The organism is Gryllotalpicola protaetiae, from assembly GCF_003627055.1.
GTDB classification, from domain to species: Bacteria; Actinomycetota; Actinomycetes; order Actinomycetales; family Microbacteriaceae; genus Gryllotalpicola; species Gryllotalpicola protaetiae.
This window is the reverse complement of sequence record NZ_CP032624.1, coordinates 1,293,879-1,310,463: the sequence shown is the minus strand read 5'-3', so window position 1 is coordinate 1,310,463 and position 16,585 is coordinate 1,293,879. Positions and strand designations below refer to the sequence as shown.

Annotated in this window: 12 protein-coding genes; 5 read left to right on the top strand and 7 right to left on the bottom strand. The window is 68.1% G+C overall.

Annotated features, from left to right (window positions below; genetic code table 11):
• Positions 1-27 precede the first annotated feature (27 nt).
• From D7I44_RS06440 to D7I44_RS06420, 5 genes are all read right to left on the bottom strand, one after another.
• Positions 28-495, bottom strand: coding sequence for a MarR family winged helix-turn-helix transcriptional regulator (locus D7I44_RS06440; RefSeq protein ID WP_120788735.1), 468 nt, complete (start codon positions 493-495; stop codon positions 28-30).
• A gap of 14 nt (positions 496-509) precedes the next feature.
• Entirely contained in the window at positions 510-2,273 is a 1,764-nt protein-coding gene (locus tag D7I44_RS06435; RefSeq protein WP_245980066.1) for an MFS transporter, read from the bottom strand.
• A 68-nt stretch (positions 2,274-2,341) separates the two neighbouring features.
• On the bottom strand, positions 2,342-2,989 hold the full coding sequence (locus D7I44_RS06430; protein WP_120788734.1) for a copper resistance CopC family protein: 648 nt from the start codon (positions 2,987-2,989) through the stop codon (positions 2,342-2,344).
• Entirely contained in the window at positions 2,986-3,702 is a 717-nt protein-coding gene (locus D7I44_RS06425) for a YcnI family copper-binding membrane protein (protein ID WP_120788733.1), read from the bottom strand. The genes D7I44_RS06430 and D7I44_RS06425 overlap by 4 nt, the downstream gene beginning before the upstream one ends.
• A 32-nt stretch (positions 3,703-3,734) precedes the next feature.
• Complete coding sequence (locus D7I44_RS06420) at positions 3,735-4,325, bottom strand: hypothetical protein (protein WP_120788732.1); 591 nt, start codon at positions 4,323-4,325, stop codon at positions 3,735-3,737.
• 58 nt (positions 4,326-4,383) lie between these two features.
• Here D7I44_RS06420 and recQ point away from each other — a divergent pair, with 58 nt between their 5' ends.
• Complete coding sequence (gene recQ / locus D7I44_RS06415) at positions 4,384-6,267, top strand: DNA helicase RecQ (RefSeq protein WP_120788731.1); 1,884 nt, start codon at positions 4,384-4,386, stop codon at positions 6,265-6,267.
• On the opposite strand, the gene D7I44_RS06410 is transcribed toward recQ, so the two are convergent.
• Positions 6,264-7,169, bottom strand: coding sequence for an SDR family oxidoreductase (locus D7I44_RS06410; protein WP_120788730.1), 906 nt, complete (start codon positions 7,167-7,169; stop codon positions 6,264-6,266). The two genes, recQ and D7I44_RS06410, sit on opposite strands and share 4 nt — an antisense overlap.
• Before the next feature lie 90 nt (positions 7,170-7,259).
• Between D7I44_RS06410 and D7I44_RS06405 the strand changes: the two genes are divergently transcribed.
• Positions 7,260-7,820: a TetR/AcrR family transcriptional regulator gene (locus D7I44_RS06405; protein WP_120788729.1), complete on the top strand. Its 561-nt coding sequence runs from the start codon at positions 7,260-7,262 to the stop codon at positions 7,818-7,820.
• 13 nt (positions 7,821-7,833) lie between these two features.
• Here the strand turns inward: D7I44_RS06405 and D7I44_RS06400 are convergent, their stop codons facing one another.
• Positions 7,834-8,409, bottom strand: a complete 576-nt coding sequence (locus D7I44_RS06400; RefSeq protein ID WP_120788728.1) for a YdcF family protein — start codon at positions 8,407-8,409, stop codon at positions 7,834-7,836.
• Positions 8,410-8,624: 215 nt separating this feature from the next.
• Here D7I44_RS06400 and D7I44_RS06395 point away from each other — a divergent pair, with 215 nt between their 5' ends.
• The 3 genes from D7I44_RS06395 (at position 8,625) to D7I44_RS06385 (ending at position 16,571) form a co-directional block, all read left to right on the top strand.
• Positions 8,625-10,733: an acyl-CoA dehydrogenase family protein gene (locus D7I44_RS06395; RefSeq protein ID WP_120788727.1), complete on the top strand. Its 2,109-nt coding sequence runs from the start codon at positions 8,625-8,627 to the stop codon at positions 10,731-10,733.
• A 69-nt stretch (positions 10,734-10,802) separates the two neighbouring features.
• Positions 10,803-15,320, top strand: coding sequence for a DUF4082 domain-containing protein (locus tag D7I44_RS06390; protein WP_245980064.1), 4,518 nt, complete (start codon positions 10,803-10,805; stop codon positions 15,318-15,320).
• Positions 15,321-15,512: 192 nt separating this feature from the next.
• Positions 15,513-16,571: a Gfo/Idh/MocA family protein gene (locus D7I44_RS06385; RefSeq protein ID WP_120788726.1), complete on the top strand. Its 1,059-nt coding sequence runs from the start codon at positions 15,513-15,515 to the stop codon at positions 16,569-16,571.
• The last annotated feature ends 14 nt before the right edge of the window (positions 16,572-16,585 follow it).

Genomic DNA, 16,585 nt, shown 5'->3' with positions numbered 1-16,585 from the left:
CGGCAAGCGGCTCCTCACGGGGCCGGGTCAGACCGCGCTCTGCGACACCGTCTCGAGCCCGTCGATCGCCGCCTTGACCGCAGCGAGCTGCTCGGGCGGCAGCCCGTCGAGCAGTGCGGCGACGCGCTCTGCGCGCTCGAAGCGGGCGCGCCGGATCGCGTCGATTCCCGCGTCGGTCGCGACGACGAAGAACGAGCGGCCGTCGGTCGGATCGGGCTTCCGGGTGACCAGCCCGCGCGCCTCGAGGTCGGCGACCAGCCGGGTCATGGTCGGGGCGGCGACCGCCTCGAGGCGGGCGAGATCGCCCGGGCGGATCTCGCCGACCCGCACGACGCTGCCGAGCGCCGACACCAGCCCATGGCTGATGCCGTCGCGCGTGGGCCGAATGCGGCGGTTGATCCGACCGATCGCGACGGCGAGCCGGGTGGCGAAGTCGTTCTCGGTCGGCTCGGGCAACGCGGTGCTCGGGCTTGCGGTCTGATCCGTCCGGGCCATCTCCACGCTTTCGATCAGGAGGCCTTCACGGGTTCGGCCTCGTGCATTTCGATGGATTCTTCCACGACCTGCAGCTCGTGAACGTAATGCTTGCCGCGAATCAGCGATGCGACAGCAGCGATGACAGACATCGCGGCCGCGGCGATGAACACGACGACGAGGCCGTCGTGGAACGCGCCCGAGATGAGGTGCGGGAAGAACTCGTTGCCGATGAGCGTCTTGTGCGCGGCCTCCGGCAGGGTCTTCAGGATGTCGAGCCCGCCCGAGCCCAGCAGGGTGTCCATCGGGTTGTAGCCGAGGAAGGCGGCGAACACGCTCGACACCGGGGGAAGGTGCGAGATGTTCGTCGCGACCTGCGTCGACACGCCCTGGGCGGTGAGGCCCGAGAACAGCGCCTTCGGCAGCGACGAGGACAGGCCGGCGATGAGCAGCGAGAAGAAGATGCCCATCGAGAGGCTCGTGCCCGAGTTCTGCACCGTGCCGGCCATGCCCGATGCCGAGCCGCGCATGTTGGCGGGCACCGAGTTCATGATCGCCGCGCGGTTCGGCGCCGCGAACATGCCGGAGCCGATGCCGTTGAAGAAGGTGATGAGCGCGAACTGCCAGTAGGTGAAGTCGATCGGCAGCACGATCAGCAGCACGAAGGTCGCGGCGACGACCAGCAGGCCGGTGGTCGCGAACAGGCGGGGGCCGACCCGGTCGGAGATCGTGCCGGAGAGGGGGCCCGAGATCAGGAATCCGATCGTGATCGGAAGCATCGCGAACCCGGCCATCAGCGGCGTCTTGTCATAGGCGACGCCGTGCAGCGGCAGCCAGATGCCCTGCAGCCAGATGATCAGCATGAACTGCATGCCGCCGCGGCCGATCGACGAAAGCAGGCCGGCGAGCATCGCCATCGCGAACGAACGGATCCGGAAGAGGCGCATCTCGAACATCGGCGACTTCTGCGCGAGCTCGACGAACACGAAGACCACCAGCACGACCGCGCCGCCGATGAGGCCGGTGAGCACCCAGGGGTTGCCCCAGCCCTCTGTCGAGGTGCCGTAGGGCTGGATGCCGTAGGTGATCGCCGTGAGCAGCGAGGCGAGGCCGATGGCGAACAGGGCGTTGCCCCACCAGTCCATCTTCCCGGCCGACGTCGCGCCGACCTCGTGCAGCGAGACGTACGACCAGATCGTGCCGATGATGCCGACGGGCACCGAGACGAGGAACACCCACTCGACGTCGAGGGTTCCGACGTGCCAGCTCAGGTTCGCGAGCAGACCGCCGATCAGCAGGCCGATGAACGAGCCGGCGATCGCCGCGACCTGGTTGATGCCGAGGGCCATGCCGCGGCGGTTCGCCGGGAAGGCATCCGTGATGATCGCCGTCGAGTTGCTGAACAGCATGGCGCCGCCGATGCCCTGCACGAACCGCCAGATGATCAGCCACATCGCGCCGTGTCCGCCCGCGAGCGGGTTGAACGCCAGCGCGATCGACCCGATCGTGAACACCACGAACCCGAGGTTGTAGATGCGCACGCGCCCGAACATGTCGCCGAGGCGCCCGAAGGTGACCACCAGCACGGCGGTGACGAGCAGGTAGCCCATCAGGATCCACAGCAGATAGCTGACGTTCGCCGGGTCGAGCGGGTTGATGTGGATGCCGGTGAAGATCGCGGGCAGCGAGATGATCACGATCGACGAGTTGATGGTGGCCATCAGGATGCCGAGCGTGGTGTTGCTGAGCGCGACCCACTTGTAGCGCGGGTGGTCCTTGCTGAACAGAGTGTTGGACACGACGGGAGAGCCCCCAGAAGCAGTTAGTTGTAGTGTGCTAACTAACTATAGCTCAGCTGTGCGCGTCTTTATTCCCCCCTCTGCCCGCTCCTCCGCCTGCTCAGCACGATGACGAGCACCACGGCGATGACGGCGAGCACCACGACGCCGCCCGCGACCGAGATGATCAGCACGACCGATTTCGAGACGGATGCCTGCGCGGGGGCATCCGTCGCCTGGGCCGCCGGGGCCGTGACCGTCGCGCCGCACTTCGCGATCGGCCCCTCACGGCCGTCGCCGGCCTTCGGCCCGCTGTACGTGAACTGGATCGAGTCGCTCACCGGGTGCCCGTCGGCCGAGACGATCTGCCAGGTGACGCGGTAGGTGCCGGGGGCGCCGAGTGCCACGGGAACCGTGACGTTGCGGGCCTCGACGCTCGCGCAGTCGGTCTCGAAGTTGCGGCCTGCGGCATCTGTCACCTGCACGAGCGCGCCGTGCCCGCCGTCGTCGAGCACGATGTCGTCGAAGGTGAGCGTGATCTGCGGGGTCGCGGCCGTGACGGTCGAGTTAGCGGCGGGGCTGCTGCTCACGAGGTAGTCGTGCGCGCTGGCCGCGCCCGCGGGCAGCAGCGCGAGCGCCGCCGCCCCGAGCACTGCTGCTGCCGCGCCGAGAAGCGCCGAAACGCGCTTCAGCCGGGGCGATTCCCGCGTTTCGGCACTTCTCGATGCGCGCGTCATGAGGCGCGCTTCCGCGTCAGCGCGACGACCGCCACGATGAGGCCCGCCGCGCCGACCACCAGGCCGGCGAAGCCGACCACGAGGGCGGCTGTGTCGAGACCCTGGTGGTCGGATGCCGCGGCCGAGGCGTCCGGCGCGGAGGTCGTGCTCACGATCGACGAGTCGCCGGCGGGCGGCGCATCGTTGATGTAGAGCGTCGGCGCGGGGTGCTCCGGCTCGTCGCCGCTCGCGGGCGTCGGCTGGTCCCACTTCACGACCGAGCCGTCCGAATACGTCTGCGTCGCGGGCAGCAGCACCTTGCCTGTGTCGGGCACCTTGCCGAGCGACAGCGTGAAGATGCCGAACTGACCGGGTGCGATGCCGCTGCCGGTCGCGGTGAACGTGACCGAGGTGGGCGCGGTCGTGACCGAGGTCCCGCCGATCGTCACGGGCTTAGGAAGCGTGCCGGTGGTGACCTGCGCGGTCCAGCCGGGCACGGCCTGGTAGCTCACCGAGGTGAAGGGGGTGTCGGTCGGCAGGTTGATCGTGAGGCCGACCGTGCTGGCCGTGGCCGACTCGGTCGGCACACGGAAGCTGACGTAGGAGTACCCGCCGGCCGCGGCGGTCGTGGGGTCGATGCGCACGTGGGCGCTGGCCGCAAGGGGTGCGGCGATGGCGAGTGCGGCGCCGGCCACGATGGCCGCGACGGCGCGCAGGGTGAAGCGTCTGTTCATCTGTATGCGTTCTTTCGGTTCGGATTCGCTGGTCAGAGGGCGAATCGAACCGGGGGGCCGCGATGCGACCAGGCGCCTGAGAGGAACTGCGGCGCCAACACAGCGGGAAGCGCGCGGCGCGCGGCGACCAGCCGCCGCGGCGACACGAGCACCGAGCTCAGGCTGATGGCGCGCACGACGAAGCGGACGGCGAGCTCAAGCATCCGCCGCAGCAGGTTCTCGCCATGTCGGATCGCGACGATCGTGACCAGCGCAGCCGCGACGTGCCCCGCCCACATCGACGACGTGGCCGCCGCGCCAGCGCCACCCGCGACGTCGAGGCGCATGCCGGGCATGCCGGCCATCGCCGTGTCGCCGTCGAAGCGCACATCGCTCGGCTGCCCGAGCCCGAACAGGAAGTGGAGGGCGAATTGACTGAGTGCGACCGAGAGCGCGAGGCGCCAGAGCGCCGGGCGGCGGCCGGCGAGCAGAACGCAGGCCGGGGCGGCGAGCACGAAGCTGGCGCCGAGCGCGAGCGGGCTCGGCGCGGCGCCGCCGCCCGCGACGTGGAAGAACGCCGCGACGAAGACCGCGAGCGCGGCAGCGCCTGCGCCACGAAGGGCGCGCTGCTGCCGACGGTCCATATCCACAAGACTAGGGGCGCGCCGCTGAGTGTCGGAGGACTTCATTACTCTGGGGCGCATGCCCCAGACTGATGCGCGAGCGCAGGCCCCTCTCGACGTACTGCACCGCGTGTTCGGCTACGGCGAGTTCCGTGGCGACCAGGCGGCGATCATCGATCAGCTCGTGGCCGGCGGCGACGCGGTCGTGCTGATGCCGACGGGCGGCGGCAAGAGCCTGACGTACCAGATTCCCTCGCTGATCCGGCCCGGCACGGGCGTGGTGATCTCGCCGCTGATCGCGCTCATGCAGGATCAGGTCGATGCTTTGCGTGCCGTCGGCGTGCGCGCGGAGTTCCTGAACTCGACCCAGTCGTTCGACGAGCGGCGGCAGGTCGAGCGCGATTTCCTGGCCGGGGCGCTCGACCTGCTATACGTCGCGCCCGAGGGCCTCACGACCCCCCGCGTGCAGGAGCTCTTGAAGCAGGGCGAGATCGCGCTGTTCGCGATCGACGAGGCCCACTGCGTGAGCCAGTGGGGGCACGACTTCCGGCCCGACTACCTGTGGCTGTCGAACCTCGCCAAGCTGTGGCCCGCCGTGCCGCGCATCGCGCTCACCGCCACCGCGACCGAGGCGACCCATCGCGAGCTCACCGAGCGACTCGGCCTGCAGAACGCGAGGCACTTCGTCGCGAGCTTCGATCGGCCGAACATCCAGTACCGCATCGCCCCGAAAGACGAGGTGCGGCAGCAGTTGGTGGCGTTCATCCGCGAGCAGCAGGCGGCGTCGGTGGATGCCGCGGGCGTCCCCGTGCCCGCGGCCGGCATCGTCTACGCGCTGAGCCGCGCCACCGTCGAGAAGACGGCCGAGTTCCTGCGCTCGAAGGGCATCGACGCCATGCCGTACCACGCGGGCCTCGACGCCTCCGTGCGCGCGCAGACGCAGTCGCGCTTCCTGCGCGAAGACGGGGTGGTGATCGTCGCGACGATCGCCTTCGGCATGGGCATCGACAAGCCCGATGTGCGCTTCGTCGCCCACGTCGATCTGCCGAAGTCCGTCGAGGGGTACTACCAAGAGACGGGGCGTGCGGGGCGCGACGGGCAGGCATCCGTCGCCTGGCTCGCCTATGGCCTCGCCGACGTCGTGCAGCAGCGGCAGCTGATCGACAAGTCGCCCGGCGATCGTGCATTCAAGCAGCGCATGGGCCAGCATCTCGACGCGATGCTCGCACTGTGCGAGACGGTCTCATGCCGCCGGGTGAACCTGCTGTCGTATTTCGGGCAATCCTCGGAACCGTGCGGCAACTGCGACACGTGCCTCGCGCCGCCCGAGACCTTCGACGGCACCGTGCCCGCGCAGAAGCTTCTGTCGACCGTCGTGCGGCTCAAGCGCGAGCGGAACCAGCAGTTCGGCGCGGGGCACCTGATCGACATCCTGATGGGGAAGGTCACGCCACGGGTCGAGCAGAACGGCCACCAGCGGCTCGCGACCTGGGGCATCGGGAACGAGCTCAACCAGGCGCAGTGGCGGGGCGTGGTGCGCCAGCTGCTGGCGACCGGTCTGCTCGCGGTGAGCGACGACGGCTACGGCACTCTGGTGATCACGGATGCCTCGACCGCCGTCCTGCGCGGCGAGCGCGCTGTCGAGCTGCGCCGCGATGTGCACGAGTCGGCCGGCCGCGCCGCGGCGCGCGCACCACGCATGCGGGTCGGCGACGCCGAGCTGCCCGAGGCGGCCCGCCCGCTGTTCGAGGCGCTGCGCGAGTGGCGCGCCGCCACCGCGCGCGAGCAGTCGGTGCCCGCCTACATCGTGTTCGGCGACGCGACGCTGCGCGCGGTGGCGGCCGCCCGTCCCGGCCGACTCGAAGAGCTCGAGGGCATCACAGGCATCGGGGCGAAGAAGCTCGAGCAGTACGGCGATGCGCTGCTCGAGGTGGTGGCCGCCACCGCGCAAGACGCGGCTTAGCGGCTGAAGTAGAACCCTTCGGCGAGGTCCTCGAGCAGGCCGTTCTCGCGGGGAACCCAGCCCGTGACCTCGCGCGTCCACGAGCTCGACGCGGGGTTGTTCACCGCCATGAAGGTTCCGAAGAACCCGAGGGCGGCGGCTTCCTCACGGGTGAGCCGCTTCGTCGGAACGCCGGCACCGCGGCCGATCGCCTCCGCGATGTCACGGTAGGCGATGCCCTCCTCGGCGACGGCGTGCAGCGGGGTCCCGCCCGGGGCCTTCTCGAGGCCGAGCGCGATCAGTCGCGCGGCGTCGACGTTGTGCACGGCCGGCCAGAGGTTCGCGCCGTCGCCGACGTAGCCCGAGAAGCCGACCTCGCGCGCGAGCCCGATCAGCGCCGGGATGAACCCGTGCAGGTCGGTCGGGCCGTGCACGGTGGGCGAGAATCGCACCGGCGTCGCACGGATGCCGCGGGCGGGCAGCTCGAGCAGCCAGTTCTCCATCGGCACGCGCGGGTTGTGCGAGAGCGCGGGGTCGGCGCGTTGCTCCTCCGTGACGGCCGGGCCACCGGGCTCGACGGCGATGAAGGCCGTGCCAGAGGCCGCGAGCAGCGGCTTCCCGCTGCCCTCTAGGGCGTCAGCGATCGCCGCGAGCACCGTGCGCTCGTCGTCGGCGTTCTTGGCGAAGTTCTCGAAGTCGTGGCTGAACGCGAGGTGGACCACCGCGTCGGCGCCGGCCGCCGCCTCAGCCACGCGGGCGGGCTCGGCGAGTGTCGCGCGCAGCGGCGTCGCGCCGAGTGCCGAGACGCGCTCGGCGCCGGCATCCGAGCGCGCCATGCCGACCACGTCGTGGCCTGCCGTGATCAGCTCTGCGGTCGCGAGCTGCCCGATGTGGCCGCTCGCTCCGGTGACGAAAACCTTCATGACTTCCTCCAGATCAGGCTGCGCCGATGTCACAGTCTGACATGACGGTATCACGCCATGTCAGTGGCTGTCATCGCCTAGAATCGAGGCATGGGTCGTTGGGAGCCGGGCGCGCGCCAGCGCCTCGCAGATGCGGCGCTCGGACTGTTCCTCGAGCGCGGCTACGAGGCGACGACGGTGGCTGATATCGCGGCCCGTGCGGGGCTCACCGAGCGCACCTTCTTCCGGCAGTACAGCGACAAGCGCGAGGTGCTGTTCGGCGACCCGATCGAGTACAACGCGGTGTTCACGGATGCCGTGGCCGCCGCCCCCGCCGACGCGAGCCCCCTCGACGCGATCACCGCGGCGCTGCGCGCGGCGGGCAAGTGGTTCGAGGGCAGGCATCCGTACGCCCGCCGCCGCGCGGCGGTCATCGACGCGAACCCGGCTCTGCAGGAGCGCGAGCAGGTGAAGCGCCTGCATCTCACCGAAGCGGTCGCCGCCGCACTGGCTGGTCGCGGCGTCTCGGCCGCGACGGCCGCGCTCGCCGCGGAACTCGCGACGGTGTCGTTCCACCAGGCGTTCGCGCGCTGGGTCGCTCTCGGCGAGGAATCCGACCTCGGCGAACTCGCCGTCGCTGTGCTCGCCGAGTTGCGCGCACTCGCCGCTTGACGCGAAAGAGCCGCTACGGCGTGGGGCCCGCGCAGCCGACGATCACGGCCTTGACGAAGCCGGCCGTCTGATAGGCGTACTGATACACCCAGCCGTACGCGTTGCGCGGCTCGTCGGCGCCGAGCATGATCGGGTCGACGCCGCTGCAGCGGTCGAAGATGAACCGCGCTCGGCTGACGTGGAACCCGCCCGTGATCACGATCACGCGCGACCAGCCGTTCACACGCGCCTCGTCGAGGGTGAAGCGCGCCTCGCCGCGGGTCGTCGTGGGCTCCGGGCTGAAGCAGCTGGTGTCGGCGTTGAAGCAGGGGTCATACATGCGCATGTTCTTCGGCGCTGAGACGTACAGATGCGAGGCGTAGCCCTCGCGCATCAGCCGGGTGCCGAGGGCCATGCGCTGCGTCGTCGCCGGGCCCAGCACGACGATGGCGTCGGCCTTCTCGGGCCTGTCGGTGCGCGGGAAGACGTAGACGGGAAGCCCAGCAAGAGCGACGATCACGATCGCGCTGACCGCGGCGGCGACCCAGCGCATGAGCGCGCGCTGCCGCGGCCGGGTGGCCGGAGCGGGCGTTTCGACTTCTTCCAGCACAAGTCAATGAAACCTCACCTCTGTGAACGCGCGAAGTCGCGCGTGCAATGTGATGGTTTCGACAATCACGCGCGCTGCGCGGGTCGAGGTTGCTTGTAGACCCCGTACGCATTCGATGCGATCTGACCGCGGCCGGACATACGGTTCAAACAAGATCCCCGGTCCAAGCAATGCCGTGCGGCCGGCAGTCGATGATTTCGGAAGCAGGTACGTCAATGGTCGACACAGCCCCCCGAACCAGCGAGCGCACCGCGCCCGCGAGCGCGCCGGCCCCGGCATCCGCCCCCTCGGAAATCGAGGCCAAGCTCGACGTCGCGCTGGTCGAGCGGATGCTGCGTGGCAGCTACCCCGAGGTGCGCCTCGAGGCGCGCGAGGTCGCGAAGGACCCGCAGTTCCACAAGGTCGACGGGCTCAGCCTCGATGAGCAGCGTGAGCGTGCGTTCGCGCAGATGAAGGTGCAGGCCGCGAACGGATTCCAGCTGCGCGCCTTCCCTGAGCGGCTGGGCGGCTTCGAGGATGCCGGCGGCAACCTCGCCGCCTTCGAAGAGCTCGTCACCGCCGACCCGAGCCTGCAGATCAAGGGCGGCGTGCAGTGGGGGCTGTTCGGCGCCGCGATCCTGCACCTCGGCACCGCAGAGCACCACGACCGGCTGCTGCCCGACGCCATCAGTCTCAAGGTGCCCGGGGCGTTCGCGATGACCGAGACGGGGCACGGTTCGGACGTCGCGAGCATCGGCACCACCGCCACCTACGACCCCGCCACCGAGGAGTTCGTGATCAACACGCCCTTCCGTGCGGCGTGGAAGGACTACCTCGGCAATGCGGCCAAGCACGCCACGGCTGCGACCGTGTTCGCGCAGCTGATCACGAACGGTGTGAACCACGGCGTGCACTGCTTCTATGTGCCGATTCGCGATGCGGCGACGGGCGCGTTCCTGCCCGGCGTCGGGGGTGAGGACGACGGCCATAAGGGCGGCCTCAACGGTGTCGACAACGGCCGGCTGCACTTCGACAACGTGCGGATTCCGCGCACCAACCTGCTGAACCGTTATGGCGACGTCGCCGCGGACGGCACCTACTCGAGCTCGATCGACAGCCCCGGCCGCCGCTTCTTCACCATGCTCGGCACGCTGGTGCAGGGCCGCGTGTCGCTCGACGGGTCGACGACGATCGCGAGCGCGCTCGGCCTGTTCATCGCGCTGACCTACGCGAGCCAGCGCCGCCAGTTCGCGAGCGCCGTTCCCGGCCAGGAGCACGTGCTGCTCGACTACCAGCGCCACCAGCGCCGGCTGCTGCCGCGCCTCGCGCAGACCTACGCGCAGTACTTCAGCCACGACGTGCTGCTCACCGCCTTCGATGACGTGTTCTCGGGCCGGGCGGACACCGACGAGAACCGGCAGAACCTCGAGACCCTGGCCGCGGCGCTCAAGCCGCTGTCGACCTGGCATGCGCTCGACACCCTGCAGGAGGCGCGCGAGGCGTGCGGTGGCAGCGGATTCCTCGCGGAGAACCGCCTCGTCGGCCTGCGCGCCGACCTCGACATCTACGTCACCTTCGAGGGCGACAACAACGTTCTGCTGCAGCTCGTCGGCAAGCGCCTGCTGACCGACTACGCCGCGCAGTTCAAGGGCGCAACGGGCGTCGACCTCGCGAAGTTCGCCGCAGGACAGGTCGCCGGGCGGGCGTACAACGAGGGCGGCATCCGCCGTGTCGGTCAGAACCTGCGCGACCTTGCGGGCGTGGGCGCCGGCATCGAGGCGCTGAAGGATCACGACACGCAGCGCGCCCTGCTGCAGGATCGCGTGGACACGATGATCGCCGCGATCGGAGCCGAGCTGAACAAGGTGCGCCGTGCCCCGGCCGCTGAGCAGGCCGCCGCGTTCAACGCGAACCAGGACGACCTGATCGCTGCGGCGCGCGCCTGGGGCGAGTTGCAGCAGTGGCAGGCGTTCACCGATGCGCTCGACGGGGTGACGGATGCCGGCACCCGGACTGTTCTGGGCTGGGTGCACTCGCTCTTCACGTTCTCGCTGTTCGAGAAGCACCTCGCCTGGTATCTGACGCACGGGCGCATCTCGGCGCGTCGCGGTCAGGCGGTGTCCGCGTACATCAACCGGCTGCTCGAGCGGCTGCGGCCGCACACGCTCGACTTGATCGGAGCGTTCGGTTTCGAGCCGGAGCACGTGCGTGCGCCGATTGCGTCGGGGGCCGAGGGAATTCGGCAGGACGAGGCGATGGCGTATGCCGCGAACCTGCGTGCGTCGGGCGAGGCGCCGGTGGACGAGAAGAAGCTGAAGAAGAGCGCGAAGGCGCCTCGTTCATAGCTAATTGAGAGATCCTCACCCCCTAAGTGGGGCGCGAGATCTGCATGAGAAAATGTCAACATTTGTCTCATGCTGCGAGGATCTGTGCTCGGGCGGCGCACCATGCTGGGTGCTCCGCGTTCCCGAATAACGGTTGTTTTCATTGCGATCATCTCGATGCTCGCGGCGTTCCTGGTGCTCGGAGATGCGAAGGCGTCACTGGCCGCGGACCCGTGCGGTACGAACTCGAACCCGATCGTCTGCGAGAACAGCAAGCCCGGGACACCGCGCGACGTCTGGGACATCGGAACGACGGCCGGGGACGACGACATCCAAGGGTTCGCCACGTCGATCAGCGTGCCCGTCGGCGGAACCGTCGGGTTCAAGATCGACGCTCCGGGCGCGCGAAGCTATTCGATCACCATCTACCGCACGGGTTGGTACGGCGGTGATGGCGCGCGTCAGATTGCGACCGTGACCCCATCTGCGACCTTGCCTCAGAGTCAGCCGACATGCATCACGGACTCCGACACCGAAGAGACCGATTGTGGAAATTGGGCCCAATCAGCAAGCTGGACAGTGCCGTCGACCGCGATCTCAGGTGTGTACGTTGCGGACATCGAGCGATCGGACACCTCGGGAGAGAGCCAGATCACTTTCGTCGTGACCAACCCGAGCAGCACCTCGAACATCCTGGTCAAGACGTCCGACGCGACGTGGGAGGCATACAACACATACGGTGGCGCCGACTTCTACCAAGGCAACCAGAACGGCCGCGCCTACGCCGTCAGCTACAACCGGCCGTTCAACACGCGGGGGGACAACGCCGGCCGCGACTTCTACTTCAGCGCCGAGTATCCCCTAGTCGAATTCCTCGAGCAGAACGGCTATGACGTCAGCTACACGACGGACATCGACACGGCGCTGAACGGTGCGGCCGCTATTGAGAAGCACAAAGTGTTCATCTCATCCGGGCACGACGAGTACTGGTTCAACCAGGAACGCGCGAACGTCGAGGCCGCCAGGGACGCCGGCGTCAACATGGAATTCCTGTCTGGCAACGAGGTCTACTGGGACACTCGACCGACGTCGTCGATCGCTGGACCGACTACGCAGAACCGGACGATCACGTCCTATAAGGAAACCTGGTCGAACGCAAAGATCGACCCGAGTTCGCAGTGGACGGGTACGTGGCGTGATCCGCGGTTCGCGTCGGAAGCGAACGGCGGCAGCTATCCGGAAGAGGCCCTCACCGGCACGATGTACATGTCAAACGACACCGATCTGCCAGTCACCGTGACGAACGCGCAGGGCAAATACAAACTCTGGGCGAATAGTGGGCTCTCCTCGATGACAGGCGCGTCGACGGCCCTGGCCCAGCACACCATCGGCTATGAGTCCGATGAGGACGTGGACAACGGCTTCCGCCAGTCCGGTCTCCTCTACCTGTCCACCACGGTGGGCGCAACTGATCAATACCTGCAGGATTACGGCAGCATCGTCCAGCCGGGCACCACGACCCACCACATGACCCTGTACAAGGCGGCCAGCGGCGCGCTGGTCATGAGTGCAGGGAGCATCGGCTGGAACTGGGGGCTCAACGCGGAGCATGACGGCGACAGCGCGCAATCCGCTGCAGACCCGCGGATGCAGCAGTTCGAGGTCAACATGTTGGCCCTCATGGGCGTGCAGCCGCAATCGCTCATGAGTGGACTGTCGACGGGTGCCGGGCCCACTGACACCACTCCGCCCGTGGCGACCGTGACCTCGCCTGCCCCAGGCTCGTCAATCGCGAACGGCAGCTCGGTCACCGTGAGCGGCACGGCCTCAGATGTCGGCGGGACCGTTGCGGCGGTGGAGATCTCCGTCGACGGCGGCGAGACGTGGCATATGGCGACGGGCACCACTGCGTGGAGCTACACCTACGTACAACACGGAATCGGGACCGAGCAGGTTCTCGTTCGCGCCGTCGATGACAGCGCGAACTACGCTCCGACGCCGGTATCGGCGAGCTACAACGTGACCGGGCCGTACACCGCGCTCGGCAATGTGGTGCCCAAGACTGCCGATTCCGGGGACGGCAGCGCCGTCGAACTCGGCCTTGCGTTCACTGCGGCTCAGTCCGGAGTCATTCAAGGTGTCCGTTTCTACAAGAGCGCCGCAAACACAGGCGCGCACGTCGGCCACCTGTGGAACGCCAACGGCGTGCTCCTTGGGTCGGTGGCGTTCAGCGGTGAATCCGGCTCCGGCTGGCAGACCGCCACGTTCGCGACGCCCATCTCGGTGACGGGCGGTCAAAGCTATGTCGTGTCCTATTCGACGACGACGGGGCACTATTCCGCCGACACCACGCAATGGGACTATCGAGGCAATGACGCCGGCCCGCTGACGATCGCCGGCGGATTCGGCGCCCCGGCGGCCGGCGTGTACGGAAACGTGAACGAGTTCCCGTCATCCTCATACCAGGACGCCGACTACTACGTGGACGCGGTATTCAGCCCAGTTGACAGCTCGCCGCTTACCGCATCAAGCCAGTGGCCATTGCCCGCGTCTTCCAGCGTTCCGACGAACAGCGTGATCTCGGCCGTCCTGTCCCGCGCCGCGACGCCGAGTTCCGTCAGCGTGAGCGTGAAGGACCAGAACGGTGTCGCGGTCGCCGGAACAACGAACTACACCGCGGCCACCAACACCGTGAGCTTCACGCCGACCACCGCCCTCAACGGATTCGTCACCTACAGCGTGACGATCACGGCGACGGCGACGACAGGCGCAACGCTCTCGGGAGGCGGAACCTGGACGTTCACAACCGTCAAGCCGGACCCGACGCCAGGCGTGTGCCCGTGCGGCCTCTTCAGCGACGGCACTGTCCCGTCTGAGCTCCAGGACGCCGACAGCAGCGCGGTCACGCTGGGAGTTCGCTTCACTCCGAGTTCGAGCGGCACTGTCACCGGCGTCAGCTTCTACAAGGGCGTCAACAACGTAGGTCCGCACGTGGGCTCGCTGTGGTCGAGCTCAGGCCAGTTGCTCGCCAGTGGAACCTTCAGCAACGAATCGACGAGCGGCTGGCAGACGCTCACCTTCGCGTCGCCGGTCTCCGTGACCTCTGGGGCCACTTATGTCGCGGCCTACCGGACCACGGTCGGGGCGTACTCGGTGACTTCCGCCGCCTTCCCGGTATCTGTCGGTCCCCTGTCTGCTGATTCCGGGATGTACAGCTACGACGACGCGTTCCCCGGAAGCACCTCATCTGCGAGCTATCTGGTCGATGTGGTGTTCCAGACGGCGAGCCCGTCCTTGAGCGTCGTGTCGGAGGCTCCGTCATCCGGTGCCGTGGGCGTGTCTCAGACGTCGACGATTTCGCTCACGGCATCCGCCCCTCTCGCAAGCGGATACGCATTCTCCGTCAAGAACGGCAGCACGACGATTGCAGGCGCGACCGCGAAGTCCGCAGACGGCACCACTGTCACGTTCACGCCAACGGCGTCCCTTCCGGCTGGTGCGACGATCTCAGTAACTGTGAGTGGTCTATCCGGAACCAACGGGGGCTCGCTGCCCAACCAGAGCTGGACTTTCACGACAGCCGGAGGCTCGGCGCCGACCACGTACACACTGTTCGGGAATGCGACGCCGAGCGTCCCTGCGGCGACTGACGACCCCTCGCCTGTTGAGGTCGGCACCGCGTTCACTGCGTCGGTGAGCGGCGCGGCGACCGGGATCCGCTTCTACAAAGGCGCGACCAACACGGGGACGCATGTCGGGCACCTCTGGTCGCCGACCGGCGCGTTGCTCGCGACCGTCACATTCGCGGGCGAGAGCGCGAGCGGCTGGCAGACCGCATCGTTCTCCACGCCTGTTGAACTCACCGTCGGATCGACATATGTGGTGTCGTACCTGGCGCCCAACGGCAACTACGCATATACGACCAGCTACTTCTCCTCGCCCGTCACGAGTGGCCCGCTGAGCGCGCCGGCGTCCGGCAATGGTCTGTACTTGTACACCTCGACCGGCGGTGAGCCGATGTATTCCTGGCAGGGGTCGAACTACTACGTCGACGTCGTCTTCCAACCCGACTCATCGGGCGGAACGAGCAGCCCTACGCCGACCCCGACGCCGACTCCCACCCCGACGCCGACCGCGCCGCCGACTGGCGCCGAGACGATCTTCGCGACCAACGCTGCTCCGGCATCGACCAACTGGACGGACCAAGCGCCGGTTCAGGTCGGGGTACGGGTCACATCCACGGTCGCCGGGCAGATCGCCGGGGTTCGGTACTACCGCGCGACCGGCGACACCGCGGCGGACACGGTCTACCTATGGAGTGCTAGCGGAACGAAGCTCGCCTCAGCGTCGGTGCCGGCATCGGTGGGTTCGGGGTGGCAGTACATCGCCTTCTCGTCACCTGTCTCGATCACGGCGGGAACCGAGTATCGGGCGACGTACTACTCGCCGAGCGAGCATTACGCCGTTGACGTCAATGGATTGAGTTCGAGTGTGACCGGAACTCATCTGACGGCACTCGGAAGTGCATACGTGTATGGCACAACAGCGCCGAGCTCGACCTCTACGCACAACTTCTGGGTCGACGTCGAATTCGTTCCGAGCAGCTAGCAGGCCGCTGATCCGGTCGGGGATCAGCCAGGGGCGCCGGTGCAACGAGTGCGTGCACGGGCGCCCCATTCTCGCTAAAGAAGTGAAAAAAGCTCACCCCCGTTGTGGGACGTGTGGCCTGTGTGAGAAATCGTCACTATTGGCTTGGGCTAAGGGAGAAGGCCCTACCGATCCCAAGGAGAACTCACGCTCATGGCTACACGACTGCGTATTGCCGTCATCGGCGCCGGCTACTGGGGCCCGAACCTGGCCCGCAACTTCCGCTCATCGGCGGATTGGGACCTCGCCGCGATCGTCGACCTCGATCGCGTCCGCGCCCAGAAGGTCGCCGATGCGGTTGGCGGCGTTCCCGTGCTGACCGACGTCGAGGACGCGCTCGCGGACTCCACGATCGACGCCGTCGCCATTGCAACGCCGGCGCGCACCCACCACCCGCTCGCGATGCGGGCGCTCGCAGCTGGCAAGCACGTCGTCGTCGAGAAGCCGATCGCCGACTCCAGCGATAAAGCCCGCGAGATGGTCGACGAGGCGCAGCGCCGCGGACTGGTCCTCATGACCGACCACACCTACTGCTACACGCCGGCAGTGCAGAAGATCCGCGAGCTCGTTTCGGACGGGTCCCTCGGCGACATCCTCTTCATCGACTCCACCCGCATCAACCTCGGCCTCGTGCAGCCCGACGTCGACGTGTTCTGGGACCTCGCACCGCACGATCTGTCGATCATCGACTTCGTGCTGCCAGGCGGCCTCGCGCCGCGGCAGGTGGCTGCGTATGGGGCGGACCCGATCGGCGCTGGCAAGTCGTGCGTCGGGTACCTGATGATGCCCCTGCAGAACGGCGGGATGGCCCACGTCCACGTCAACTGGATGAGCCCCACCAAGATCCGCCAGATGGTGGTCGGCGGCACGCGCCGCACGCTGGTGTGGGACGACCTCAACCCGCAGCAGCGCATCAGCGTGTACGACCGCGGCGTCGACCTGCTGCGGCAGACGGGGTTCGAGACCGATCGCGCGACCGCAACGGTGTCGTACCGACTCGGCGACACCTGGTCGCCCGCGCTGTCCGAGCGCGAGGCGCTCTCGGCGATGACCGAAGAATTCGCCGGGGCGATCCGGGAGGAGCGCTCGGCGCGCACCGACGGCTACTCCGGGTTGCGAGTGCTCGACGTGCTCGAAGCAGCCAGCCGCAGCCTCGCAGCCTCCGAGAGCTTCACCCCGCTGCGCGGCGCGCTCGCGGAAACGGCCGTGTAGCGGCTTCCCGAATC